The sequence below is a fragment of the Chryseobacterium sp. CH21 genome (genome assembly GCF_004119445.1).
GTDB lineage: Bacteria > Bacteroidota > Bacteroidia > Flavobacteriales > Weeksellaceae > Chryseobacterium.
Genome location: NZ_QICI01000019.1, coordinates 155,084 through 179,646, shown reverse-complemented (window position 1 = coordinate 179,646; position 24,563 = coordinate 155,084). Strand labels below are relative to the sequence as shown.

The following is a 24,563-nucleotide window of genomic DNA, read 5'->3' as shown; positions in this document are numbered from 1 at the left end:
CCCGTCAAAAATTCTTTGAATTTTCGCCACCCCTCCAGAGGAGGGGAATTTTCACACGTACTACAATTGATTTGTGACTTCGTGGTTGATGAAATTCTTAATAGGCAACCTCCATTTTCACTTTCTTTCCTTTCAGTTTTTCGTTCTGAAGTTTTCTTAAAAGAGCGTTCACTTTATTTCTGGAAACCGCAACATAGGATGTAGTGTCTTTTACTTCAATAATTCCTACATCTTCTTTTTGCAGTTCTCCTTTCTTTAACAGATATCCTACAATATCTACTTTATTCACTTTATCCTTTTTCCCAGCACTGATATAAACCGTCTGGAAAGGTGTTTTTTGCGGAACTTTAGTGAATCCGGCAACACTCTCTTCCGGTGTATTGTTTTTAATGAACGGGAAGTTTTCTTCCTCAGTCATAATCAGGTAGACAAAACCTTTGGCGTTCATTCTTGCTGTACGTCCGTTTCTGTGGATGAAAGCATCTTCTTTTGGCGGAAGCTGGTAATGCACGATAGATTCTACTTCAGGAATATCAAGTCCGCGGGCAGCAAGATCTGTTGTAATAAGAATTCTTGCAGAATCATTTCTGAACTTAAGCAGGGCACGTTCTCTTTCATCCTGTTCCATCCCGCCGTGGAAGGTTTCTCTGTCGATTCCCATCTGATTAAGAAGTTCGGAAATACGATCTACAGCCTCACGGTGGTTACAGAAAATTAAAGTTCTTTTGTTTCCGATTTTACAAACCAGATTGAAAAGAGTATCCAGTTTTTCTTCAGGAATAGTCATTACCTTTCTCAGTTGAAGATCTGGTTTTATGTCATTTTCTTTAAGGAAACTGATTACTTTTTCATCTTTTAAACCTGTAAAAGCCGGAATTTCATCCATGGCTGTAGCAGACGTTAAAATTCTTTGAGAAAGTCCTTTTAAAGAATTAGAAATAAATTCCATATCATCCTGAAAACCGAGTTCCAGCGCTTTATCAAATTCATCAAGAACTAAGGTTTTAATTGTTTTCGGATCGAAATTGTTATTTCGTAAATGATAAACAACTCTTCCCGGAGTTCCGATGAGTACAGCAGGAGCTTCAATTAAATTATTAACCTCGATTTTTTTATCATGTCCGCCATAACATACAGATACCTTGAAATCTGTTCCCATGGCTTTAAAAACCTGTTCAATCTGTAAAGCCAGTTCTCTGGCAGGAACCAATATTAATGCTTGAACTCCCTGAACATTTTTTTTAAGATTCCTAAGAACCGGAAATAAAAAGGCAAGAGTCTTTCCAGATCCTGTAGGGGAGAGTAAAACAATGTCTGTATTGTTTTCAGACGCCTTGTAAGCAGATTTCTGCATCTGATTCATATCCTGAATCTGCAGCTTTTGATAGATTGATTCTAATTCCATGGTGCAAAGGTAGTGAATTTAGGTGGGTGGAATGAGTTTGAGGGTTTGAGAGTTTTAGGATGGGAGGGTTTTAGGGTTCTGGAGGGGTAGCGTTTTAGAGTAGGAGAGTTTGAGAGGAAAAGATTACAGTATTGTTCTTCTTTAATTCTGCGTTGCTGTCATTCTGAATGAAGCGTAGCGAAATGAAGAATCTCATATTGTCTTCTACTTATTGATGCTTCGTGAACTAAGTCCGTAAACTTTCAGTTTATGCTCAGCATGATAGCGGATATTGCTCATTCTAAATTTAAAACAGTTGGTATTAGAATGTCATGCTGAGCTTAGTCGAAGCATTCTTTTAATCAAGATGTTGATTTTTAAATATATAAGTTAAATATTAGCGTGCTGAAATCTATTGCTTATCTTAAATAAAATTCATATCTTTGCACCCACTTTTGTGGCGAAAAGGTTTGAAGAGTAAATTACTTACAATTAATTACTTCCGTATTTTTTAATCCGCATTTATTCAAACCGTTAAAAAAGAAGGAATACAAATTTTTATTAGAAAATGTCAAAAGAGACAAATTCAGCAGAGGTTTTATTAAACCAAAACGTAGCACCAGAACAATTTGATTGGGATTCATTCGAATCAGGTCTTGATGCAGATGCGAGAAAAGAAAAAAGCGATTTAGAAGAAATCTACAACGGATCTTTAAACAACCTAGACGATAACGACGTTTTAGTTGGTAAAGTTGTAAGATTAACTGACAAAGAAGCTATCGTAGACATCAACTTCAAATCTGAAGGTGTTATCTCTCTAAACGAATTCCGTTACAACCAAGGCCTAAAAGTAGGTGACGAGGTAGAAGTAATGGTTGACAAGAGAGAAGACAAAACTGGACAATTACAATTATCTCACAGAAAAGCTAGAACGCTTAAAGCTTGGGATAAAGTAAACGAACTTCACGAAACTGGAGAAATCGTTAACGGTTTTGTTAAATCTAGAACTAAAGGGGGTATGATCGTTGACGTTCACGGAATCGAAGCATTCTTACCAGGTTCTCAAATTGACGTTAAGCCAATTAAAGATTACGATCAGTTCGTAGGAAAAACTATGGAGTTCAAAGTTGTGAAAATCAACCCTGAGTTCAAAAACGTAGTAGTATCTCACAAAGCATTGATCGAAGCAGATATCGAAGGTCAGAAAAAAGAAATCATCGCTCAGCTTGAAAAAGGTCAGGTTCTTGAAGGTACTGTTAAGAATATTACTTCTTACGGTGTATTCATTGACTTAGGAGGTGTTGATGGATTGATCCACATTACAGACCTTTCTTGGTCTAGAGTGAACCACCCATCTGAAATCCTAGAGGACGGACAAACTGTGAAAGTTGTAATCCTTGATTTCGATGATGAGAAAACAAGAATCCAATTAGGTATGAAGCAATTAGAAGCTCATCCTTGGGATGCTCTTTCTGCTGACTTGAAAGTAGGTGACAAAGTAAAAGGAAAAGTAGTAGTTCTTGCTGACTATGGTGCATTCGTAGAAATTGCTCCAGGTGTAGAAGGATTAATCCACGTTTCTGAAATGTCTTGGTCTACTCACTTAAGATCTGCTGGAGATTTCGTAAAAGTAGGTGATGAAGTAGAAGCTGAAGTATTAACTTTAGATAGAGAAGAAAGAAAAATTTCTCTTGGTATCAAGCAATTGTCTAAAGATCCATGGGAAAACATCGAAGCTAAGTATCCGGTAGGATCTCAGCATGTAGGAACTGTAAGAAACTTCACTAACTTTGGTGTATTCGTAGAGTTAGAAGAAGGTATCGACGGGTTAATCTACATCTCTGATCTTTCTTGGACTAAGAAAATCAAGCACCCATCTGAGTTCTGCGCAGTAGGTGATAAATTAGACGTTGTAGTTCTTGAATTAGATATCCAAGCTAGAAGATTATCTCTAGGTCACAAGCAATTGACTGAAAACCCATGGGATAAATTCGAAACTAAATATGCTGAAGGAACTATCCACGCTGGTAAAGCTGTAGAAGTTCACGATAAAGGAGCTTCTGTTCAATTCGAAGATGCTGAAGTAGAAGCATTCTGCCCTTCAAGATTATTAGAGAAAGAAGATGGATCTAAAATCAAAAAAGGTGAAGATGCTCAATTCAAAGTAATCGAATTCAACAAAGAATTCAAGAGAGTAGTAGTATCTCACACAGGTATCTTCAGAGACGAAGAAAAGAAAAACGTAAAAGAATCTTCTTCTAGAAACGTAACTTCTTCTTCTAACAACGAAGAAAGATCTACTCTTGGAGACATCGATGCATTAGCAGAGTTGAAAAGAAAAATGGAAGAAGGTAAATAATCTTTGAACCATTTATAAATAAGGAGCCGCTCATTTGAGCGGCTTTTTTTGTGCTTATATAATTAAGATATGTAATCCGGAAAATGAAAAAGAAGAAAAACTTGTTTTTTAGTTGCCAAAAATGAAGATTCTCAAAAGAATAGTGAAAATTAATATACGAAGATGATAAAAAATATTGATTGATTAATGATTGTATTCAATAAAATAATTACATCAAAAAAATCTAAAAGCATGATAAATATAATGTGCTAGGGGTAAATCTATTATGATGTTCTCTTGATTGAGAAATATGTAAAGTCAATTTAATTTTGTTATTTTATTCGTATTAAATTATTTTTAAATTTTGATTAAAAAATATAATAATAATTTATGGATTATTTGTAGATTAGCGGCTTTAATAATGGATATGAAAAATAAAGCTCTACCTCTTTTGTTTGCAGTGTTTTCTGCATTTCCTACAGTATTATTTGGACAAGACAATGAAAAACTGATTAAAGATTATATTTCTCAAAATAAAATAAGAGAATATAAAAAATCTGATCTTAACAATATTATTATTGATAATGTAGATCCGTCAAAATCACTGAATGGTAATGTTGTCAAATTTTTACAGACCTATAATGGCTTGCCAATATACAGTTCTGTAGGAACAGCATTGATTAAGGATAATAAGATTGTTTATTACACAGATAATTTTGTAAAAGACTATACTGCATCTACATCGGGTACAGCTGTTATTGATAAAAATGTGGCGCTTCAAAAGATTGCTGAAGATCTGAAGAATCCTGATATTGCCAATTTTACAGTTCTTGGCTATCTTGAAAAGACCCAGAAAAAAGCTACGTCAGCCAATCAAAGACTGGTATATACTAATGATGAGAATGGAAATCTTCGTTTGGCATATGAATATACTTTAATGGAGCCAAAATCTCCAAACTACTGGAATATTCTAGTAGATGCAAACAACGGAAATATCTTGGTAAAAAACAATCTGACAGTATCTTGTAATTTCCACCATGATGCTTATAGTTCAGATGCTGATTATAGCCATGCTGACCATTTTGAGAATACCTTAGCAGGACCTCAAAATAATATGGTTCAAAACAATATTCCTTTGCTTGTACCGGATAATGCATCCTACAACGTATTTCCATTGCCAATTGAAGCACCTACTTTCGGTTCAAGATTAATTCTTACTAACCCATGGCTTCTGAGTGCTTCTCCAGAAGGGTGGCATTCTGATGGGGTAAATCATTATACAGTTACAAGAGGAAATAACGTTTTTGCTTACGAAGATGTAGCAGGAACAGCTTTAACAGCTCCTAATTATCTTACCGGAACTCCGGCAGAAGGAGGAGCTACAAGAAACTTTAATTTCCCTTTTGATATCAACGAAGCTCCTGTAAACAACAGAAATGCGGCCATCACCAATTTATTTTATCTGAACAACAAAATTCATGATGTGTTCTATCAGTTCGGATTTACAGAAACTGCAAAGAACTTTCAGCAGAATAATTTTGGAAATGGACCCGTAGGAGGAGATGATGACTCTGTATATGCAGAGGCTCAGGATGGAAGCGGATTAAATAATGCTAATTTCTCTTCACCATCAGATGGGTATACTCCTAGAATGCAGATGTACCTTTGGTCATCTATAGGTAGAATCATATATTATAATGCGCCAAGTGCTGCCGTTTCCCGTACACCGGGAGCAGGAACGGCTCAGTTTGGTATGCCTGTACCAATGAATGGAATAACCGGAGATGTGGCATTATCTCCAGTTTTAGACGGATGTACTGCTTTACCAGCAGCTTCATTGACGGAAAAAATCGGTTTGGTTGAAAGAGGAACATGCTCCTTTGCTGTTAAAGTAAAAAACCTTCAGGATGCTGGTGCCAAGGCTGCTATTGTCTATAACAATGCAGTTAATGGGGCTGCCCTAAGTAACATGTCGGGTAATGATCCTACAATTACAATTCCTTCAGTGCTTATTATTAATTCTGAAGGAGAATATATAAAATCTCAGCTTGCAGCCAGCACCAATGTAAATATTACCCTAAAAGGAAATATGACGCCGGACGGAAGCTTTGATAATGGTATTGTGGTACATGAATACGGCCACGGAATATCAAACAGAATGACAGGTACAGGATCCGGATGCCTGAGCTCCAGCATAAGCAAAGAGCAAATGGGAGAAGGATGGTCTGATTTCTTTGCGTTAATGCTTACAAATAAAGCCGGCGATAATGCTACTGTAGCAAGAGGTACAGGGACTTATGCATTGGGTCAGGCGATTACAGGTGCTGGTATCAGACCTGCAAAATATTCAACAAACCTTTCTGTTAACGGATTTACATACGGAAATACCAACGGAATGGAATACAACAACGGAACGGCAATAGTTCCTGATGTACATTCTATTGGTTTTGTATGGGCAACAATGCTGTGGGATCTTCACTGGAAATATGTTGAAAAATATGGATATTCTTCAGATGTTTTATCTCCAACGCCTAACGGCAGCACGAAAGTATTACAATTAGTAACAGACGCTCTGAAGCTTCAAGGATGTAACCCTAGCTTTATTGACGGAAGAAATGCAATATTAGCTGCTGAATTAGCAACTACACAAGGACAGGATAAATGTATGATCTGGGGAGTTTTTGCAAGAAGAGGTTTAGGACTAAATGCTTCTGCAGGAGTTAAGAATAACATTAATGATCAGGTTCAGGATTTCAATGTACCAGAAGAATGTGCATTATTAAGTACTAATGAAGTAAATGCTAATAAAAACAAGGATGTTTCTATCTATCCGAATCCGGCTAAAGATGAATTCTATATTAAATTCCCAAGCAATACTTTAGGAAAAGTAAGCGTAGAACTGTATGATATGTCTGGAAAACTGGTTTCTTCTGAAGATAAAGTTTCACCGGATGCTAAAAAAGCAATCTCTACAAGTAATTTGGTAAACGGAACTTATATGGTTAAAATCAAAGGACTTGGTTTCGAAGCTTCTTCAAAAGTAATGGTTAAAAAATAATTTACTTATAATCAATATTAAAATCGCCACAAGCTTGCTTGTGGCGATTTTATTTATCTATTAACCTAACACATCAGAAAGGTTTAATTTATATATTGTACCTTTGCAGGCTGTTAAAAAAATTATGAAGAAGAAAAATATACTAAAAGGTGTTTTATTTGTAGGGATTGGAGCTAGTATATATGGTATGTTGGCCACTTTTGTGAAAATGGCTTATCATGATGGTTTTACAACCTCGGAAGTGACTACCTCTCAATTCGTTCTAGGTTTGACGGGACTTTTGATCCTTAATCTAATTCAGACTTTAACCTCAAAACAAAAATTATCGAGTCCAAGTTCTAAAGAAGTAAGAATGTTGCTGCTTGCAGGAACCTCCCTGGGAGGAACAAGTTTGTTCTATTACATTGCAGTACAATATATCAATGTTTCCATTGCTATCGTATTGTTGATGCAGTCCGTATGGTTCAGCGTGGTGGTGGAAAGTATTATTACAAAAAAATTACCTAACGCAAGGAAAGTAGTTTCTGTGGTTATTGTATTACTGGGAACGGTTCTGGCAACGAATCTTATTAATATGGAAATAGAGCTGGACTGGCATGGAGTATTCTGGGGTCTGATGGCTGCTGCTTCCTATACTTTGACGATGTTCACTTCCAATACACTGGCTACCCATCTTCCGGTTTTCAGAAAGAGTATTATTATGCTGGCGGGTGGTTCAGTAGTAGTCTTTGCATTTTTATTCTTTGCTCAGATAGGACCAATGTATTTTGATGGCTTAAAATCATTATACTTAAATTTCACAGATAATACGGAACATATTCATTCATTCAATTATTCAATATTCCTGACGTACGGATTTGTACTTGCCCTGTTTGGAACGATTATTCCTCCGATTTTATTCAATGTAGGGTTTCCAAATGCAGGATTGGGGTTGGGAAGTATTGTTTCGTCACTGGAACTTCCGGTTTCCGTAACAATGGCTTTTGTGTTACTGGGAGAGAAAGTGTTTCTCATCCAATGGGTAGGAATAATCCTGATTCTTTTTGCTATTGTTTTGATGAATTTACCTTCAAAGAAAGAAAAAGAAGTGTCGATAGCATAATGGTCTAGAAAACATTTAACTAAAAATAACAGTTGAAACCGTTCCTTTTGGAGCGGTTTTTTATTTTTAATCTTTAAAATAAAAGTTTCATGAAACATTTCAGAAATATAATGACCACTTTTACAATCACGGTCTCTGGTTTTATGTTTTCACAGGTAAAACCTCTGGATGCAATGCTGTCTGATTATCAATATCCCTATGAAGTTCATTTTCTCAATCTCAAATCTCAGGGTGAAGATTTGAAAATGGCGTATATGGATGTACAGCCCCAAAAACCCAATGGAAAAATAATTATGCTTCTCCACGGAAAAAACTTTAATGGCGCTTATTGGGAAAGAACTGCGAAAGATCTTTCTGCTAAAGGTTTCAGAGTGGTGATTCCGGATCAGATAGGATTTGGAAAATCTTCAAAACCCCATGCTTACCAGTTTTCTTTTTCACAACTGGCAGAAAATACAAAAGGAATTCTTGATGAACTTAAAATTGATAAAGCAATAGTGCTGGGACATTCAATGGGAGGAATGGTAGCAACCAGATTTACATTATTGTATCCTGAAAAAGTACATAAACTGATTCTTGAAAACCCAATCGGGCTTGAAGATTATAAGACTTTTGCAGCTTATCAGACTATTGATCATGCCTATCAGTCCGAACTGAAAAATACAGCCGAAACTTATAAAAATTATCAGTTGAAATTCTATTATGACAACAAATGGAAAGAAGAATATCAGCCATGGCTTGATTTAATTGCCGGGTGGACGCTTCATAAAGATTATCCTCAGGTAGCCTGGGATGCTGCACTTACCTCAGATATGATTTACAATCAGCCCGTTTGTTATGAATTTAAAAACATTAAAGTTCCCACGTTATTAATCATTGGTACAAGAGACAGAACGGCAATAGGAAAGGATAGAGCACCCAAAGAACTTCAGCCGAAAATGGGGCAGTATCAGGAATTGGGAAAGAGAGCTCAAAAGGAAATTGTCGGTTCAAAGCTCGTAGAGATTGATAATGTAGGACATCTGCCACATATTGAAGTCTATCCAAAATTCTTGGAAGCGCTGTATAATTTTATACAATAAATCAATTGTAAGGCATAAAATATTTGAAACATTAAGTTTTTGCAAGCGATTAAAAATCGTAAGCTCTATAAACATTCTGCCTAATTTTTCATCTTTGATGAAGCTTAACTAATCTTATCACCTCCATTAAACTTAATGTTTCAAAATCAATTCTTTTTATCCCCAAATAGCAGTAGAGTACCAACTCCAATTCCGGAAAACAATACACACGAAATTCCCAGATTTTGTATAAAACCAATACCTATTAATCCTGAACCTATCAGTATATAATAAATCAATCCCAGTAAAGCCCCGGCACTTCCTGTTTCATTTTTATAATTAATAAGTGCTGTACTCAGAATATTAGGGATTGCGGTACTGAAGGCCATCACAATAAAAAAATAGGGAATTAAGAAATAAATTCCTTTATTGGCAAGTATCCACACGAAAATAGAGGCAATAAAAGCTATACATGTACTTGCTTTAACTAAATGTTTAGGTTGTATGTTTCTCAATAACAGAGATCTGTTAAGTTTTGCGCCTGCAAATATTCCAGCTGCCAATACAATACTACTATATCCAAATGCATACGAGGAATAATGATATTCTTTAAAGATAAACGGAGCTAATGAATAGTACGAGAACAATAATACATTAAAACTCATTATTAATAAACAGCATTTGATGATCTCCCGATCCTGAATCATCCGCTTGAATAGATTTACTAAAGTACATATGGTGATTTCTCTTTTGGAATGATGAGTTTCAGTAATTTTCTGTCTCGAAAGAATAAAGAATACTATAGCCAGTATACATAATGTAATGAATACACCCTGATGTCCAACAGAAGAAGCTAAAACCGAACCGCTAATCATTCCTATCACAGGACTTACAGATAAACCAATTCCGATCCAGGAAAATACTTTACTGAGGTGATCTTTGTCATAGCTGTCTCTTAAAATAGTTTGTGTCACAATAGAACCTACAGAAATTCCAAATGCAGACATAATTCTGGCTGCAAGAAAAATGATAAAATTGGGTGCAAAAACAGCTGTTAAAGCCCCAATTCCATAGGTAATAAGCCCATATTCAAGTGATTTTTTCCTTCCAATTTTGTCACATTGAACACCCCAAAATGCCACTCCCATAGCAAATGCTATAAAATATAAACTGATTGTCAACGTAACAGATTCTTCCTTCACTCCAAACTGTTTCTGTACCATCGGTAAAACGGGGCTGTAAATGGTTTCTATAAACTGCGGAATCATTACAAGCAGAGTCAACAGCCATATAGGATTTGTCTTTTTCATTTTTTTTGCAAAGTTTCCAAAAATCAATATATATTTATAATGATATAAAAACAAAAAATATCAAAAATAGGACATGGCTATATTGAAGCAAAATGAAGCATTTGATGCTGATTCTATTCAAGAAATGGTAGTTGGAATCGCCTCAGATATGGTGTTACATGATTCTGGTTTTCATTTTCATAAAACAAAAACTCAGTTGTTGTATGCACCATCAGGCTGTATGACGGTTACGACTTCTGACAGGCAATTGGTGCTTCCTCCATTTCGAATGCTTTGGATTCCTGCGAATGAAGCTCATCGTGTTAATTTCCGGAATATTGTAGCTTACAGATCAATCTATTTTGATGAAAACTATGCAGGAAAATATATCAATACCGGTCTTAAGGTTTTACATGTAAACCCTTTATTAAAGGAGATTATAGAACGAATTTGTTTTTGGGAATGGTCTGCTCTCAAAAATGATCAGGCTCATCTGTTAAAAGTATTCTGGGATGAAATACAAAGAGCGCCGGAAGAAAAACTGGAACTAAAAATGCCGCATGATCGCCGTTTTAAGAAAACTGTAGAAGACTGGACTCAGCGTAGCTCTACACCTCCTATGTTGAAAGATCTGGCAGAAAAAGTAGGGGCGGTGGAAAAGACAATCAGTCGTATTTTTAAAAAAGAAACAGGACTCTCTTACCAGGATTGGCGGCAGCAATGGCGGTTACAGCGTTCGATTGAACTTTTAGTAGAAGGTAATTCAATAGGAGAGGTGTCGCATATCCTGGACTTCTCTTCAGACAGTGCTTTTATTGAGTTTTTAAAAACACACAGGTTCCACACCTTTGCAATATCTCATGAAAAAGGAGTAGTCATCAAGGGTAATAAAAAGCTCTTAATGGTTTAAAGATTCATCAGTATTTCTTGTCCTATGCAAAGTCTATTGAACAGTAATTTGCTTAAAATTGTATGGGTCAACAGAATAGCTTTACAAAAAATAAGAGATATGGACAATTATACTACCACAATTGAGCTCAAGGTTTCAGCAGAGAAGATCTATGAAGCACTTGCTCATCAGATTCCTCTTTGGTGGTCTGAGCTGTTTGCCGGAGCATCAGCACAGATAGGAGATGTATTTACGGTAAGATTTGGAGATCATATTCACAAGACAATACGAATCAAAGAATCACTACCCAATTTGAGAATGATCTGGTTGGTTGAAGATTCTTTGATTGCCATTCCTGAATTAAAAAATCAGACAGAATGGATTGGGACAAGTGTCATCTGGGAAATGGAACAAAAGGAAAACAGCATTTTGCTGCAGCTTACCCATGTAGGGTTGAATCCGGCTGTGGAATGCTATACTATTTGTTCCGGTGGCTGGAATCAGTTCATCGGAAGTTTGAAGCTTTTTCTGGAAACAGGAATCGGAACTCCGTATAAGAAATAAAATAAAAAATGTTTTAACAAAAAAAGAGACTGTTTACATGTAAACAGCCTCTTTTTGTATGTATTGTTGTCTGAATTATTTCTTCTTGTAAGCAGCGTCTTTGATTCTTGCTTTTTTACCTCTAAGGTCTCTGAAGTAGTAAATTCTAGCTCTTCTAACTCTACCTCTTCTATCAACCTCAATTTTTTGAAGCGCAGGTAAGTTAATAGGGAATACTCTTTCTACACCTACATCACCACTCATTTTTCTGATTGTGAAAGTTTTTGTAGATCCAGTACCTCTTAATTGGATAACTGTTCCTTTGAAGAACTGAGTTCTAGTCTTTTGTCCTTCTTTAATTTCGTAATACACAGTAATTGTATCACCTGCTTTGAATTCAGGGAATTCTTTTTTCGCAATGTACTTGTCTTGTACGTACTTTAATAAATCCATTATTAATAAAATAAAATGTTAAAGCTAAGCAACTTACACGTTCTTCGTCAGAGGTTGAATAACAGGTTGCAAATGTACAAAATAGTTTTTGAATACGCCAAATAATTAATGTGCTAAAAACTATAATTTTTTCACTCTGGTTTTACCAAAAATTTAACGGTTTCTTCAAAGTACCATCAGACTGAGTTTATATGGGAGTTCTACTTTTGCCCGAAATAAAAAATCAAAGGAACGATTTTTTAATTGACTGATTTACAATTCGAAATTCTATATGTTATTTTAAAACGAAAACGATTATGAAACATTATTTCTTCTTTTTTTGTTTCGCGGTCCAGATGGCTTTCGGGCAGACTTTGTATCCTTATTTACAAAACCCGACTCCCAATTCTATGATCGTCAATTGGAAAACAGCTTCCAATAATGAAACAACGGTGATCTATGGAGATTCTCCGACCAACCTGAATGTAACAGTAACGGGAACCACCAATATCTTCTCAGATACCGGATACAACAACAACTATTATTATCACACGGCAAAGGTTAACAACCTGCAGCCGAATACCAAATACTATTATAAGATTAAAACAGGAACAAGCGAGTCTGCTGTTTATAATTTCAGAACGCTTCCTTTACCGGGGCAACCTGTAACTGCCAATGGAAAAATCCGTTTCCTTATTATGGGAGACAACCAGATCAAAGCAGAACCGAGATATGACACGCTTACGTTGAATGCCTATAAAAAATTGAAAGAAAAATTCGGAGCAACTTTCGATCCTTCTGATAATATTGCGCTTACTTTTATGGTGGGTGATCAGGTAGACGTTGGTACTTTGGATCACTATGAGAATGTTCACTTTAAAAAGAATATCAAATTATCCCCTTATCTGCCTATCCAGACAACAGTAGGAAATCATGAGACCTATGGAACGATGGGAATGAATTCTTACTATGCTCACTTTTATATTGATGAAATCAGTTATAAAGGAATAAGCTCTGGAAATGAAAATTATTATGCTCAGCAGGCAGGTAATGTATTATTCGTAAGTTTAAGTTCAGAACATACGGGATCTGCACAGCAGACCTGGCTTCAGCAAGTCTTAACAGCTGCCAACAATGATGCTACCGTAGACTGGATTATTTCTTTAAGCCACAGACCTTATCAGGCAGAGCAGTATGTAGGAGATATTTCTACATGGGTAAGAGAAAATGCAGTACCGCTTCTGGTAACTTCAGATAAATATTTAATGCACGTAGGGGCTCACCACCATTTGTACCACAGAGGTCAGCTTAAAAATACACCGAACTATCAGATTATTTCAGGAGGGACAGCCTGGGATCAGTATTGGGGAATGTCTAATGAGCAGGATTTTGATGATGTTCAGAAAACATTGACAGACTGGACGTATCAGATCGTAGAAGTAGACATTCCAACAGGAAAAGTAGATGTTGAATGTTATTCTATCGGAGGGGTATACAACAAGAAAAATAATGTATTGGTAGATTCCTTCCACAGATATAAAAATCAGCCTAAACCAGCCAAACCTTCTATTACAAACAATTTCACAGGGACGACTACTTTACCATTGACATTGAATGGAAGTGCATTCTCCTCTTCAAACGGAGAACTTTTAAATACAACACAATTCCTGTTGAGTAAAACTTCGAATTTTTCTGTCATTGAAAAAGAATTCTATCGCGATTTTGAAAACTGGTTCGGAAAAGACGGAAACGGAACTCCGGATAAAACGAAAAACCTGAATGATGGAGTAGATATTACAAAAGTAACGCTGGCTGCTAACTCTATTCCCAATGGAATCTATTATGTGAAAACACGTTACAGAGACAGAAACCTTGAGTGGAGCGACTGGAGTGATGTGAAGCAGTTCGAAATTACAGGAAGTGTAGTTTCAAACCCTACATTTACTTTAAATAAAACAGAATATGCTCAAAATGAAGCGATCACCGCTACTTACACCGGAGGTCCCGGAAATCAGCAGGATTGGGTAGGAATTTATAAGAAAGGACAAACTCCGGCTACCACTACTTCTCAAGGGTTTGTTTATACGAATGGGCAAACAGCCGGAACAGCTGCTTTCCCGAATGGTTTGGCTGCTAAAGGTCAGTATTTTGCAGGATTCTTTGCGAATGGTGGCTATACTGAAATTACAGCAAGAAAAAACTTCTATGTAGGGCCAAAAGTACAGCTTCAGGCTACAGCAGACACATATCCGGTAGGAGGAACGGTTGTCATCAATTTTACAGATGGGCCGAACTTGCAGAAAGACTGGATTGGAATTTACAAAATGGGACAGATCCCAGGAACTACAGCTTCTATCAAATGGAGCTATGTAAATGCAGCTTCAGGGACTCTTAATTTCACAGGGCTTCCAAAAGGATATTATTACGCACAGTATTTATTGGAAGACGGATATAACGGAATCGGGGAGAAGGTATTCTTTAAAGTAGGAGACATTGTTACTGACCTGTGGATCAATAAACCAGTATATACTTTAGGAGAAAATATTACGGCTTCATGGACAGATTCCCCGGGAATTATCAAAGACTGGTTGGGAATCTATCCTCAAAGTGTTCAGACTCCGGATGATAACTTTGTTTCTTATACCTATTTTGATGGTATAACTCAGGGAACAAAAACAATTCAGGGAACAGCAGTACCTGCGACTCCAGGAAACTATTATATGGTCATGTTTACCAATGATTCGTATACGGAAGTTTCCAACAGAGTACAGTTTCAGGTTGCTTCACCTACTTTAGGAACTGAAGAAACAAGAAGCACAGAGAAAAATGTAGTGTTGTATCCAAACCCAACCAAACCAGGACAGCCTACTTTTATTAAGAGTGATTACCCAATTGAAAAAATTGAATTGGTTTCAGCTTCAGGAGAACTGCTTTATGTATCGAAAAATATCAATAACCAGCGTTTCTCTCTGGTGAATGAAAACCTTCCGGCAGGTGTTTATTTTGTAAAAGTACACGGAAGAAAACTATTTACTTTAAAACTGATTATTCAGTAAAATAAGCTAAATACAATTATAATTTTTGGAGGCTGCCAGCAATGGCAGCCTCCTTTTTCATTTAATTTTTAACAAAACCTACGCACAACCATCCGCTCTATAATAGGAATCAACGTAAAATAAGAAATTCTAACAGATTCAAAAGTATCCATAATCATCTGTGAAAATCTGTGTCATCTGTGGGCAAACAAAAAGCAGTTCCAAAAAATTGAAACTGCCTTAAATATATAGGTGTGATTAGTCAAAATAGTATAGATCATCCTCACTCATCGCTGCCGGATTTTCAGTAGAAGAATACTCTTCCGGTATATCGGCCAATGTTTTGGTTTCCTGAATAAGTTTTCCATCCGTACCATATAGCTTTAACAGGACCCATTTTCCATTGCGTTCAAGTTCTTTAGACCCGTTTAATGTGGTTAATTTTATTTTTCCGGTTTGAAGGATACCTTTTTTCACAGAAGCTTTGTTGGCAGGTTTTCCTTTTACATACTGTACAATTTGTGCTGTGAAGAAGTAATGATCTTCGTCTTCATTCAAAGGCTGGTTGTAAGTATATAAAAGAGTACCTTTATTATCATAGATGGTGGCATCATAAGCTGTTTGTTTAGAATTTAATTTCTTCTCAGATTTCAGCTTTTTCTCTTCATTATACATTTTGATATTCATTACAACGCCTTCCTTATATTGTGTTTCGGTAAGCCCTTCATAGGATGTACCGTTATAAGGCATCTCATCTTTATAAGTCAGTGTAGATTTCAGGCTGCCTTCCGGGCTGTAATATTTGATCTCTTGTGTTACGTCGTCTTTCAATATCTTTTCTGAGGATAATTTTCCGGTTTCATCGAAAGATTTACTCAATACGACAGATCCGTTTTTATAAACATCAATAGCCGAAATCTGGGTAGAATCATAATTAAACTGATAATCTTCACCATCCATAGGCTTGAAGGTGTCATTTTCTTTATCGTACTGATAAACAAGATGTCCTATTTTCTTCCCGGATTCATCATAAGTGGTTTTATAGCCATCTTTTTTATTATTTTTTTGCTCTTGCAGCAATTTCCCATTTTTGCCATAGATAACACCTTCCTTTACGCTGCCGTCAGTTTTATATTTTTCAATTTTAGAAACCCTCATCGGATTTGGATAATAATCTACCAGCAAAGTTTCTCCGGAGCCTGAAGGAGCAGTACCAATAAGCTTTCCCTTTTCGTCATAATATTTGGTTTCAGTGCCGCCGTCTTTAGTAGCATAGTTTTCGTATCTTATTCCTTTTATGTCCTCATCATAAACGATGGTCTTGGCAGGGATAGAATTCTCATAAGTGGTAATGCTGTTATAAAAATATTCACTTTCTATATCTTTATAAAGGAATGTCTTTCCATCGAAAGTACCATCAGATTTATAATTGACATCTTCTGTAAGTCTCCCTTTTTCATCATAAGATTGAGAGACTCCCAGCTGTTTACCCTTAGAAAATGTGGTTACAGTCATTACTTTTCCTTCCGGAGTATACCAGGTTACCTTTCCGTCGAAAACCTCACTGTTAGGGGTAGTGTCAGAAGCCAGTCCTTCCATTTGGAGTTTTCCGTCCTTGTAAAAATCTTTGATAAGGGTCAGTTTTCCTTTAGGAGTGGTTTCACGGTAATATTCCATTTTATCCTGAGTGGTTTTTTCCCAGTTTTCATCGAAATACGTTTTTTCCTGTGCATACACATTGATGCTCAATACCAGTGCAAGTAATGCTGAGGTAAATAATTTTTTCATGTTTTTATTTAAGGTTTGATTGTATAATATGATTATTGTGATGGTATAGTAGTGGAAGGTTAAATAGGGGAATAGAAATAGTATGTTTTACTATAGAATAATTTTTATATTAAAATTGTGTTTAAATTACATCCGATAACAATAAAATATACTGTATTTACGGCTTTTGAGGGCTCAAATATATATCAATTTGACGAGAAATAAAATAAAAAATGAACAGACTTGTTCGGTTTTTAATGTAAGGGTTTGATTATGATATTTTTAAGTATCTGAAAATACTATTTAAAAAAAGTATGAAATTCAGTACTGTTTCCGTTCATCAGATATACCGGAAAATTTATTAAATTTAGCCAACAGAAAAATCTAATATTTCATGATAGATAAAAGAGTAAAAAATGCAAAAGAGGCCATCGAAGGAATTAATGATGGAATGACCCTGATGCTTGGCGGATTCGGACTTTGCGGAATTCCGGAAAACTCAATTAATGCTTTGGTAGAAAGCGATGTGAAAGATCTGACTTGTATTTCAAACAATGCAGGAGTAGATGATTTCGGGTTAGGATTATTGCTTCACAAAAGACAGATAAAGAAGATGATCTCTTCTTATGTAGGAGAAAATGCTGAATTTGAAAGACAGATGCTTTCAGGTGAATTGGACGTAGAGCTTACTCCACAAGGAACTTTAGCAGAAAAATGCAGAGCTGCTCAGGCAGGAATTCCAGCTTTTTATACCCCTGCAGGATACGGAACTGAAGTAGCAGAAGGAAAAGAAGTGAAAGACTTCAAAGGGAAGCCTCATATTCTGGAACATGCTTACGATGCAGACTATTCTATCGTAAAAGCATGGAAAGGTGATCATGCAGGAAATCTTATTTTCAAAGGATCTGCAAGAAATTTCAACCATCCGATGGCAGGGGCAGCAAAAATTACCATTGCTGAAGTAGAAGAACTGGTAGAACCAGGACAATTAGATCCTAACGAGATCCACATTCCTGGAATCATGATTCAGAGAATTTTCCAGGGAGAAAAATTTGAAAAAAGAATTGAGCAGAGAACAGTGAGAACTAAAGAATAGGCTTAAATCATAAAATAAAAAAGCGCTGAACATCCATTCAGCGCTTTTTTTATCCTTGAGGAGTAAGCGTTTTTCTTTCTCCGATCTGTTGTCTCCACATAGCGTAGTAAAGTCCTTTTTCGTCAATAAGGTTGGCATGGGAACCTGTTTCTACCACCTGTCCGCGTTCAAGAACATAAATTTTGTCTGCATGCATAATCGTACTTAAACGGTGTGCAATCAGCACAGTGATCTGTTCTCTTTCCTTCGAAATGTCTTTGATAGTTGTAGTAATTTCTTCTTCGGTAATACTGTCCAATGCAGAAGTTGCTTCGTCAAAAATCAATAGATGAGGTTTTCTCAACAGCGCTCTTGCAATGGCAATTCTTTGCTTTTCACCACCACTCAGCTTCAAACCACCTTCTCCAATCACGGTTTCTATTCCTTTTTCCGCTCTTTCCAACAATGTCGTACAGCTTGATTTCTGTAAAGCGACTGCCAGTTCCTCTTCAGTAGCGGAAGGATTAACGAAAAGAAGGTTTTCTTTAATAGTTCCTGCAAATAATTGAGTATCCTGTGTTACAAAACCAATCTGATTTCTCAGTTCATCAAAATCAAATTCTTTTCCATTAATTCCATTGTAAAAAATGTTCCCTTCCTGAGGTCTGTACAATCCTACCAATAGTTTTACCAATGTACTTTTTCCGGAACCACTTGGCCCTACAAAGGCAATGGTTTCACCGTTTTTAAGATCAAAAGATATATTATTTAAAGCTTTATATTGTGCGGACTGATGCTTGAAAGAAACGTGTTTAAATTCCAATTCTTCAATGGCTCCAATTTTCTTTGGATGAAGAGGTTTTTCTTCTACTTCTTTCTTCATCAAACGGTCAAAGTTTTGAAGAGAAGCTTCTGCTTCACGATAAGAAATAATAATATTCCCAATCTCCTGCATGGGCCCGAAAATAAAGAAACCATAAAACATAAGAGACAAATACTGACCTGGAGTGACAATGTTTTTAAAAATTAAATACAATAAAGTAAGTGTAATCATCTGCTGAAGAAAATTGACCATCGTTCCCTGAATAAAACTCAAAGAACGGATGCTTTTCACTTTTCTCAGCTCAAGACCAAGGATTTTATAAGTATTGTTATTTAAACGGATTACCTCCTGATTGGTTAATCCTAAACTTTTAACAATCTCAATGTTTCTAAGACTTTCCGTAGTACTTCCGGCTAAAGCAGTTGTTTCAGTCACAATATTTTTCTGAATCACTTTTATTCTCTTACTCAATAAATTGGTGACAATAGCAATAAAGAAAATTCCACAGATATAAACCGGCATAATAGACCAGTGTAAACGGATCGCATATACCGAAACGAAAATAATACTTACAAGAATTCCAAAGAAAATATTGATGAAATTAGTAATGAATTTTACGGTATCTTCTCTTACTTTCGTTAAAATAGAAAGGGTTTCACCGCTTCTCTGATCTTCGAATTCCTGATAAGGAAGTGCCATAGAGTGTTTTAATCCATCCGTAAATATTTTGGCTCCAAACTTTTGGGTAATTACACTTACCACATAATCCTGAAAAGCTTTGGCAATTCGGCTCACCATTGCAGTTCCGATAAGCAATCCCAGAAAATAAAAAGCTCCATGATATACTGAGCTTCCGTATAAATATTCATTCAGGTTTCTCGGTAATAGTTTTTCTTTATCAAAAAAGTTAGGGTGAGTAACCAGCTGGTCCAGGATATTTCCTGTGATAGCCGGGGCAAATAAAGAAAAAACCTGATTAATAGTAGCCAAAAATAAAGAAATGAGAATCAGCCACTGATAAGGTTTAAGATATCTAAAAAGTATTTTCATTCTGTTAAAATAAGGGAACAAAATTACAGATATTATTTTAACTAACAGTGTTAATTATTGAATACAACAAAGCCCTTTTGTATTCAAGTGAAAATAATTAAATTGCAGTCTAAGTTTTTATTATGCTTACAAAAGAACAAATTGCCAAAAGAATTTCAAAAGAACTGAAAGATCGTTATTATGTAAACCTGGGAATTGGAATTCCTACTTTGGTTGCCAACTATGTTCCGGAAGGTATTTCCGTAGAATTCCAGAGTGAGAACGGAGTTTTGGGGATGGGACCTTTCCCTTTCGAAGGAGAAGAAGATGCTGATATCATCAATGCCGGAAAACAGACCATTACTATTCTGGAAGGAGGTTCATTCTTTGATTCTGCCTTCAGTTTCGGGATGATTCGTGGTCAGAAAGTAGACCTTACCATCCTTGGAGCCATGGAAGTTTCAGAAAACGGAGATATTGCCAACTGGAAAATTCCCGGAAAATGGTGAAAGGAATGGGAGGTGCGATGGATCTTGTTGCTTCTGCTGAAAATATTATCGTAGCCATGATGCACGTAAACAAAGCAGGAGAAAGTAAAATCCTCAAAAAATGTACACTTCCTCTAACAGGAGTAAACTGTGTGAAGAAAGTGGTTACTGAACTAGCTGTTTTGGACGTTACTCCAAAAGGATTCAAGCTGGTGGAAAGAGCGCCGGGCGTTTCAGTAGAGGATATTATTAAAGCTACAGAAGCAGATCTGATCATTGAAGGAGAAATTCCTGAAATGCAGTTCTAATCTGATCACAATATAAAAGAATCGGCCTCACTTTGTGAGGCCGATTCTTTTATAAATAACCTGACATAGGAACTCGCAGCGTTAAAAAAATAAGTCCTGTGAACGTTAAGAAAATTCTCCTGTCCGAAGCGCGACACCAAATTAGAACCGATTAAGCAATATAGAATTCGCGCAAGTTTAGAATTTTTAGAGAACAGGACTTATTTTTAGCGGAGAGATCCAGGTCTTGAATTTGTTTCTTTTGTTTCAAGACAAAAGAAATTAAAACCAAAAAAGCTGTCTCATCATAAAAACAACCTTTTATCATTTAAAATACTGATCATATTTCTATGGAACACCTTAAAGTGACATAGGAACTCGCAGCGTTAAAAAAATAAGTTCTGTGAACGTTAAGAAAATTCTCCTGTCCGAAGCGCGACACCAAATTAGAACCGATTAAGCAATATAGAATTCGCGCAAGTTTAGAATTTTTAGAGAACAGGACTTATTTTTAGCGGAGAGATCCAAGTCTTGAATTTGTTTCTTTTGTTTCAAGACAAAAGAAATTAAAACCCCAAAAAGCTGTTTCATCATGAAACAGCTTTTATATCTAAACAGTTAGAAAGTCAATCTAACCTCTTATTTTATTTCCCATCCTGAGCTCCAAAAACTTTCTGCAAAATACTTGTCGTTCTCATAGCAGGCGTATTTCTGATCCCGCTTTCTTTATCTGCAACCATTTTGAAAACCCCATTAATGGTTTCTGTAGTAACATATTCATTAAGATCAGTAGTTACAGCCTGTCCTGTAAATGTATTGTATTTTGAAATCAGATTTTTCCAAAGTGTGTCTGCACCTACTTTTCCTAAAGAAGCTTTTACTTTAGGCTGAAAAGCACTGAAAAGCTGAGTTTGGGTTTTTCCTTGCAGATAGCTTGTTGCAGCATTATTGCCACCTAATAAAATATTCTTTGCATCTGTAATGGTCATAGAGGTAATAGCCTTTGTGAAAATAGGTGCTGCTTCTGTTACAGCATCTTCAGCAGCCCTGTTTAATAATTTTACTCCTTCATCAGCAAGGCTTCCCATTCCTATGGAACGTAAAGTGGTATCAATTTTTCTTAATTTTTCAGGCATTAAAATCTTTACTGCTTCATTTTTGAAAAAACCGTCAGTAATAGCCAGTTTTTTTACTCCATCAGTTACTCCCATACTTAAAGCCTCTTTTAAGCCTGAGGAAATCTGAGTAGAAGTAAGGCTTCCAAGGTTAGCAGATGAATTATTAGACTGGCCAGTTGAGGTGGTAGTGGTAGTCGTTTTTGGGGAAGTTGTAGTATTGTTGTTTTTTACGGGAACATTAAGGTCTACACCTGTTTTATCTTTAACAGTAGATTTTATGATGTCTAGAAGTTGTGCCTGTGCTGACATTGAGAATAGCAATCCGGCTGCCAGAAAAATGCTTTTTTTCATCCTATTTTTTTACAAATTTAAACCTTTTAATTTTTTTAAGTCGACTAAATTTATCAAAAAGCAAACCATACTATACAAGGTATTATAGAACAATTTCTAGGTACATGGTTTCATAAACTGTAAATTATCCATTTCATGAGAATTTAAACAACTTAAGATGTTTAAATTTTGTTTTTAAAAATGCCCCAAGAGTTTTTAAAAATAATTATCTTAGCTCAAACCTTAACCCCTTCCAATGATACGTACTTTTTTAGTGTTTTTTGTATTGATTTCAAACCTAATTTTTGCCCAAAATAAATTGAATCTAATCCCTTACCCTCAAAAAGTTGAATTTTCACAAGGGGAATTTGTAATTCCTGATATTTTCGTATTAAGTGGTGATCTGCCGAAAGAAGAGACGGAATATTTCCAAAAAAGAATAGGCTCTCAGTTAGAATTTCAATATGGCCAGAAAGGTGGTGACATCCACTTAACAAATTCCATAATTCCTTCCGGAGTAAATGCCGAACAGAAAAAAGAATATTATTCTATAGAAATTTCTCCAAAACAAATTCATATTAAATCTTATACAAAGCAAGGATATTTTCTGGCTCTTCAAACCCTGATTCAGATTCTTGAACAATATAAAGATACTAAGAAAATTCCGATGATGAAGATCGAAGATCAACCGAAGTTTGCATGGAGAGGGATGCATCTGGATGTTTGTCGACACTTTTTCACAGTGGATGAGGTGAAGCAATACATAGATTATTTGGCGATGTATAAGCTGAACACTTTTCATTGGCATTTGACAGATGATCAGGGATGGAGAATTGAAATAAAAAAATATCCGAAACTTACTCAGATCGGCTCAAAACGTAAAGAATCCATGATTGGGGCTTATGTTGATAACACCTTTGACGGTCAACCTTATGGACCTTATTTTTATACCCAGGAACAAATAAAAGATGTGATAAAATATGCTCAGGAAAGACATATCACAGTAGTTCCTGAAATAGAAATGCCGGGTCATGCTTTGGCAGCACTGTCAGCATATCCTGAGCTGGCATGTACGAAAGGGCCTTTTGAAGCTGCTACAAAATGGGGTGTTTTTGATGATGTTTTCTGCCCGAAAGATGAAACATTTACCTTTCTTGAAAACGTTTTGGATGAAGTGATCCAATTATTCCCATCCAAATACATTCATATTGGCGGTGACGAGTGTCCGAAAACAAGATGGAAAGAATGTACACATTGCCAGGAATTAATTAAGAAGAATAATTTAAAAGATGAACATGGCTTACAGAGCTATTTTATTCATCGAATTGAAAAATATGTCAACACTAAAGGCAGAAAAATTATTGGCTGGGACGAAATTTTAGAAGGAGGATTAGCCCCGAATGCAGCCGTAATGAGCTGGACAGGCGTGAACGGAGGGATTGAAGCTGCAAAATCAAAGCACTTTGTTGTAATGACACCGGGTGCATATTGTTATTTCGATCATTATCAGGGAGATCCGCAGTCTGAGCCTAATGCTTTTGGTGGTTTTACTCCCTTAGAAAAAGTGTATTCTTACAATCCTATCCCTTCTGAACTGAATGCAGAGCAGGCCAAATATATCATGGGAGTTCAGGCTAATCTGTGGACGGAATATATTTTAGATTTCAAACATGTACAGTACATGATTTTTCCAAGATTAATGGCACTTTCTGAAGTAGGATGGGGAACATCAGATCCCAAAAAATACAAAGAATTTGAAAATAGAGTGATCAGCCAGTTTAAAGTGCTGGATAATATGCAGGTGAACTATGCAAAGAGTATTTATAACATCATTGGAAAAGTAGTTCCTTCCGGTAACGGAATTTCATACGAACTTTCAACTTCGCAGAATTCGAACGGGATCAGATATACTTTGGATGGAACAAATCCTACAATCAATTCTAAAACGTACCAGAATGCAGTTCAGATTCCTAATTCTTTAACCATTAAATCGGCTTATTTCGAAGAAGGTCAATCGAAAAGTGCTGTGTCTGCACAGGAATTTACGGTTTCCAAAACAACCGGAAAAAAGATAACCCTTGAGCAACAACCTAACGAAAATTATTCTTTTGGAGGTGCTTTCACTTTGGTAGACGGTATCATTGGAAATGTAAAACAGTTGGGTAAAACATGGCTTGGCTTCCAGGGGAAAGATGTTGTGGCAACAATAGATTTGGAACAGAAAACTGCCTTTTCAGAAGTTTATTTTAATACCCTTGAAAATAAAGGAAGCTGGATTCATCTTGCCAAGTCGGCAAAGATTTTTGTTTCTGATGATAACCAAAATTTTAAACTGATCAAAGAAATCGGGACTGCGGAAATTCAAGATGCTCATGGAAAAATCAAAGTAAATGTAGGAAAACAGAATACAAAATACCTGAAAGTAGCTATTGAAAATGCAGGTGTTATTCCGGCAGGAAACCCTGGGGCAGATTCAAAAGCATGGTTATTTGTTGACGAAATTGGCGTAAATTAG

The 24,563-nt window shown here is 36.0% G+C and carries 15 protein-coding genes and 1 pseudogene; 10 read left to right on the top strand and 6 right to left on the bottom strand.

The window, feature by feature from the left end; genetic code table 11:
• Positions 1 to 97: 97 nt before the first annotated feature.
• Positions 98 to 1,405 (bottom strand): DEAD/DEAH box helicase, encoded by a 1,308-nt coding sequence (locus BOQ62_RS03205; RefSeq protein ID WP_129037048.1) that lies wholly within the window; start codon positions 1,403 to 1,405, stop codon positions 98 to 100.
• Between the two features lie 547 nt (positions 1,406 to 1,952).
• Between BOQ62_RS03205 and rpsA the strand changes: the two genes are divergently transcribed.
• The 4 genes from rpsA to BOQ62_RS03185 all read left to right on the top strand — a co-directional run bounded on the left by rpsA (position 1,953) and on the right by BOQ62_RS03185 (position 8,964).
• Positions 1,953 to 3,743 (top strand): 30S ribosomal protein S1, encoded by a 1,791-nt coding sequence (gene rpsA / locus BOQ62_RS03200; protein ID WP_047095475.1) that lies wholly within the window; start codon positions 1,953 to 1,955, stop codon positions 3,741 to 3,743.
• Positions 3,744 to 4,149: 406 nt separating this feature from the next.
• The gene (locus BOQ62_RS03195; protein ID WP_228413633.1) at positions 4,150 to 6,780 is read left to right on the top strand and encodes a T9SS-dependent M36 family metallopeptidase; all 2,631 of its coding nucleotides are present in this window, start codon (positions 4,150 to 4,152) and stop codon (positions 6,778 to 6,780) included.
• A 124-nt stretch (positions 6,781 to 6,904) separates the two neighbouring features.
• Positions 6,905 to 7,882: an EamA family transporter gene (locus tag BOQ62_RS03190; protein ID WP_129037044.1), complete on the top strand. Its 978-nt coding sequence runs from the start codon at positions 6,905 to 6,907 to the stop codon at positions 7,880 to 7,882.
• 89 nt (positions 7,883 to 7,971) lie between these two features.
• Positions 7,972 to 8,964 carry an alpha/beta fold hydrolase gene (locus BOQ62_RS03185; protein WP_185146784.1) on the top strand — a complete coding sequence of 331 codons (993 nt, stop codon included), beginning with the start codon at positions 7,972 to 7,974 and terminating at the stop codon, positions 8,962 to 8,964.
• Between the two features lie 146 nt (positions 8,965 to 9,110).
• On the opposite strand, the gene BOQ62_RS03180 is transcribed toward BOQ62_RS03185, so the two are convergent.
• On the bottom strand, positions 9,111 to 10,253 hold the full coding sequence (locus BOQ62_RS03180) for an MFS transporter (RefSeq protein ID WP_129037042.1): 1,143 nt from the start codon (positions 10,251 to 10,253) through the stop codon (positions 9,111 to 9,113).
• Between the two features lie 73 nt (positions 10,254 to 10,326).
• Between BOQ62_RS03180 and BOQ62_RS03175 the strand changes: the two genes are divergently transcribed.
• Positions 10,327 to 11,142 carry an AraC family transcriptional regulator gene (locus BOQ62_RS03175; RefSeq protein ID WP_228413631.1) on the top strand — a complete coding sequence of 272 codons (816 nt, stop codon included), beginning with the start codon at positions 10,327 to 10,329 and terminating at the stop codon, positions 11,140 to 11,142.
• Positions 11,143 to 11,241: 99 nt separating this feature from the next.
• On the top strand, positions 11,242 to 11,685 hold the full coding sequence (locus BOQ62_RS03170) for an SRPBCC family protein (protein ID WP_129037041.1): 444 nt from the start codon (positions 11,242 to 11,244) through the stop codon (positions 11,683 to 11,685).
• 75 nt (positions 11,686 to 11,760) lie between these two features.
• Here the strand turns inward: BOQ62_RS03170 and rplS are convergent, their stop codons facing one another.
• The gene (rplS, locus tag BOQ62_RS03165) at positions 11,761 to 12,117 is read right to left on the bottom strand and encodes a 50S ribosomal protein L19 (protein ID WP_068942389.1); all 357 of its coding nucleotides are present in this window, start codon (positions 12,115 to 12,117) and stop codon (positions 11,761 to 11,763) included.
• 296 nt (positions 12,118 to 12,413) lie between these two features.
• Here rplS and BOQ62_RS03160 point away from each other — a divergent pair, with 296 nt between their 5' ends.
• Positions 12,414 to 15,152, top strand: coding sequence for a fibronectin type III domain-containing protein (locus tag BOQ62_RS03160; RefSeq protein ID WP_129037039.1), 2,739 nt, complete (start codon positions 12,414 to 12,416; stop codon positions 15,150 to 15,152).
• Positions 15,153 to 15,389: 237 nt separating this feature from the next.
• On the opposite strand, the gene BOQ62_RS03155 is transcribed toward BOQ62_RS03160, so the two are convergent.
• Positions 15,390 to 16,919, bottom strand: a complete 1,530-nt coding sequence (locus BOQ62_RS03155) for a membrane-binding protein (RefSeq protein ID WP_129037037.1) — start codon at positions 16,917 to 16,919, stop codon at positions 15,390 to 15,392.
• A gap of 373 nt (positions 16,920 to 17,292) precedes the next feature.
• On the opposite strand from BOQ62_RS03155, the gene BOQ62_RS03150 reads away from it, so the two are divergent.
• On the top strand, positions 17,293 to 17,994 hold the full coding sequence (locus tag BOQ62_RS03150) for a CoA transferase subunit A (RefSeq protein WP_129037035.1): 702 nt from the start codon (positions 17,293 to 17,295) through the stop codon (positions 17,992 to 17,994).
• A gap of 49 nt (positions 17,995 to 18,043) precedes the next feature.
• Here BOQ62_RS03150 and BOQ62_RS03145 read toward each other — a convergent pair whose 3' ends face one another.
• Positions 18,044 to 19,846: an ABC transporter ATP-binding protein gene (locus tag BOQ62_RS03145; protein WP_129037033.1), complete on the bottom strand. Its 1,803-nt coding sequence runs from the start codon at positions 19,844 to 19,846 to the stop codon at positions 18,044 to 18,046.
• A 122-nt stretch (positions 19,847 to 19,968) separates the two neighbouring features.
• Between BOQ62_RS03145 and BOQ62_RS03140 the strand changes: the two are divergent.
• Positions 19,969 to 20,621, top strand: a pseudogene (locus tag BOQ62_RS03140) (CoA transferase subunit B).
• Between the two features lie 623 nt (positions 20,622 to 21,244).
• On the opposite strand, the gene BOQ62_RS03135 reads toward BOQ62_RS03140, so the two are convergent.
• Positions 21,245 to 22,069 carry a DUF4197 domain-containing protein gene (locus BOQ62_RS03135; protein ID WP_129037031.1) on the bottom strand — a complete coding sequence of 275 codons (825 nt, stop codon included), beginning with the start codon at positions 22,067 to 22,069 and terminating at the stop codon, positions 21,245 to 21,247.
• Positions 22,070 to 22,367: 298 nt separating this feature from the next.
• Between BOQ62_RS03135 and BOQ62_RS03130 the strand changes: the two genes are divergently transcribed.
• Positions 22,368 to 24,563 (top strand): beta-N-acetylhexosaminidase, encoded by a 2,196-nt coding sequence (locus BOQ62_RS03130; protein ID WP_228413629.1) that lies wholly within the window; start codon positions 22,368 to 22,370, stop codon positions 24,561 to 24,563.

Excerpts from the sequence above, each read along its gene's own strand:
- BOQ62_RS03180 (WP_129037042.1), bottom strand. The coding sequence starts at position 10,253 with ATGAAAAAGACAAATCCTATATGGCTGTTGACTCTGCTTGTAATGATT.
- BOQ62_RS03170 (WP_129037041.1), top strand. The coding sequence starts at position 11,242 with ATGGACAATTATACTACCACAATTGAGCTCAAGGTTTCAGCAGAGAAG.
- BOQ62_RS03135 (WP_129037031.1), bottom strand. The coding sequence starts at position 22,069 with ATGAAAAAAAGCATTTTTCTGGCAGCCGGATTGCTATTCTCAATGTCA.
- BOQ62_RS03160 (WP_129037039.1), top strand. The coding sequence starts at position 12,414 with ATGAAACATTATTTCTTCTTTTTTTGTTTCGCGGTCCAGATGGCTTTC.
- rpsA (WP_047095475.1), top strand. The coding sequence starts at position 1,953 with ATGTCAAAAGAGACAAATTCAGCAGAGGTTTTATTAAACCAAAACGTA.
- BOQ62_RS03155 (WP_129037037.1), bottom strand. The coding sequence starts at position 16,919 with ATGAAAAAATTATTTACCTCAGCATTACTTGCACTGGTATTGAGCATC.
- BOQ62_RS03195 (WP_228413633.1), top strand. The coding sequence starts at position 4,150 with ATGAAAAATAAAGCTCTACCTCTTTTGTTTGCAGTGTTTTCTGCATTT.
- BOQ62_RS03205 (WP_129037048.1), bottom strand. The coding sequence starts at position 1,405 with ATGGAATTAGAATCAATCTATCAAAAGCTGCAGATTCAGGATATGAAT.
- BOQ62_RS03175 (WP_228413631.1), top strand. The coding sequence starts at position 10,327 with ATGGCTATATTGAAGCAAAATGAAGCATTTGATGCTGATTCTATTCAA.
- rplS (WP_068942389.1), bottom strand. The coding sequence starts at position 12,117 with ATGGATTTATTAAAGTACGTACAAGACAAGTACATTGCGAAAAAAGAA.
- BOQ62_RS03185 (WP_185146784.1), top strand. The coding sequence starts at position 7,972 with ATGAAACATTTCAGAAATATAATGACCACTTTTACAATCACGGTCTCT.
- BOQ62_RS03190 (WP_129037044.1), top strand. The coding sequence starts at position 6,905 with ATGAAGAAGAAAAATATACTAAAAGGTGTTTTATTTGTAGGGATTGGA.
- BOQ62_RS03145 (WP_129037033.1), bottom strand. The coding sequence starts at position 19,846 with ATGAAAATACTTTTTAGATATCTTAAACCTTATCAGTGGCTGATTCTC.
- BOQ62_RS03150 (WP_129037035.1), top strand. The coding sequence starts at position 17,293 with ATGATAGATAAAAGAGTAAAAAATGCAAAAGAGGCCATCGAAGGAATT.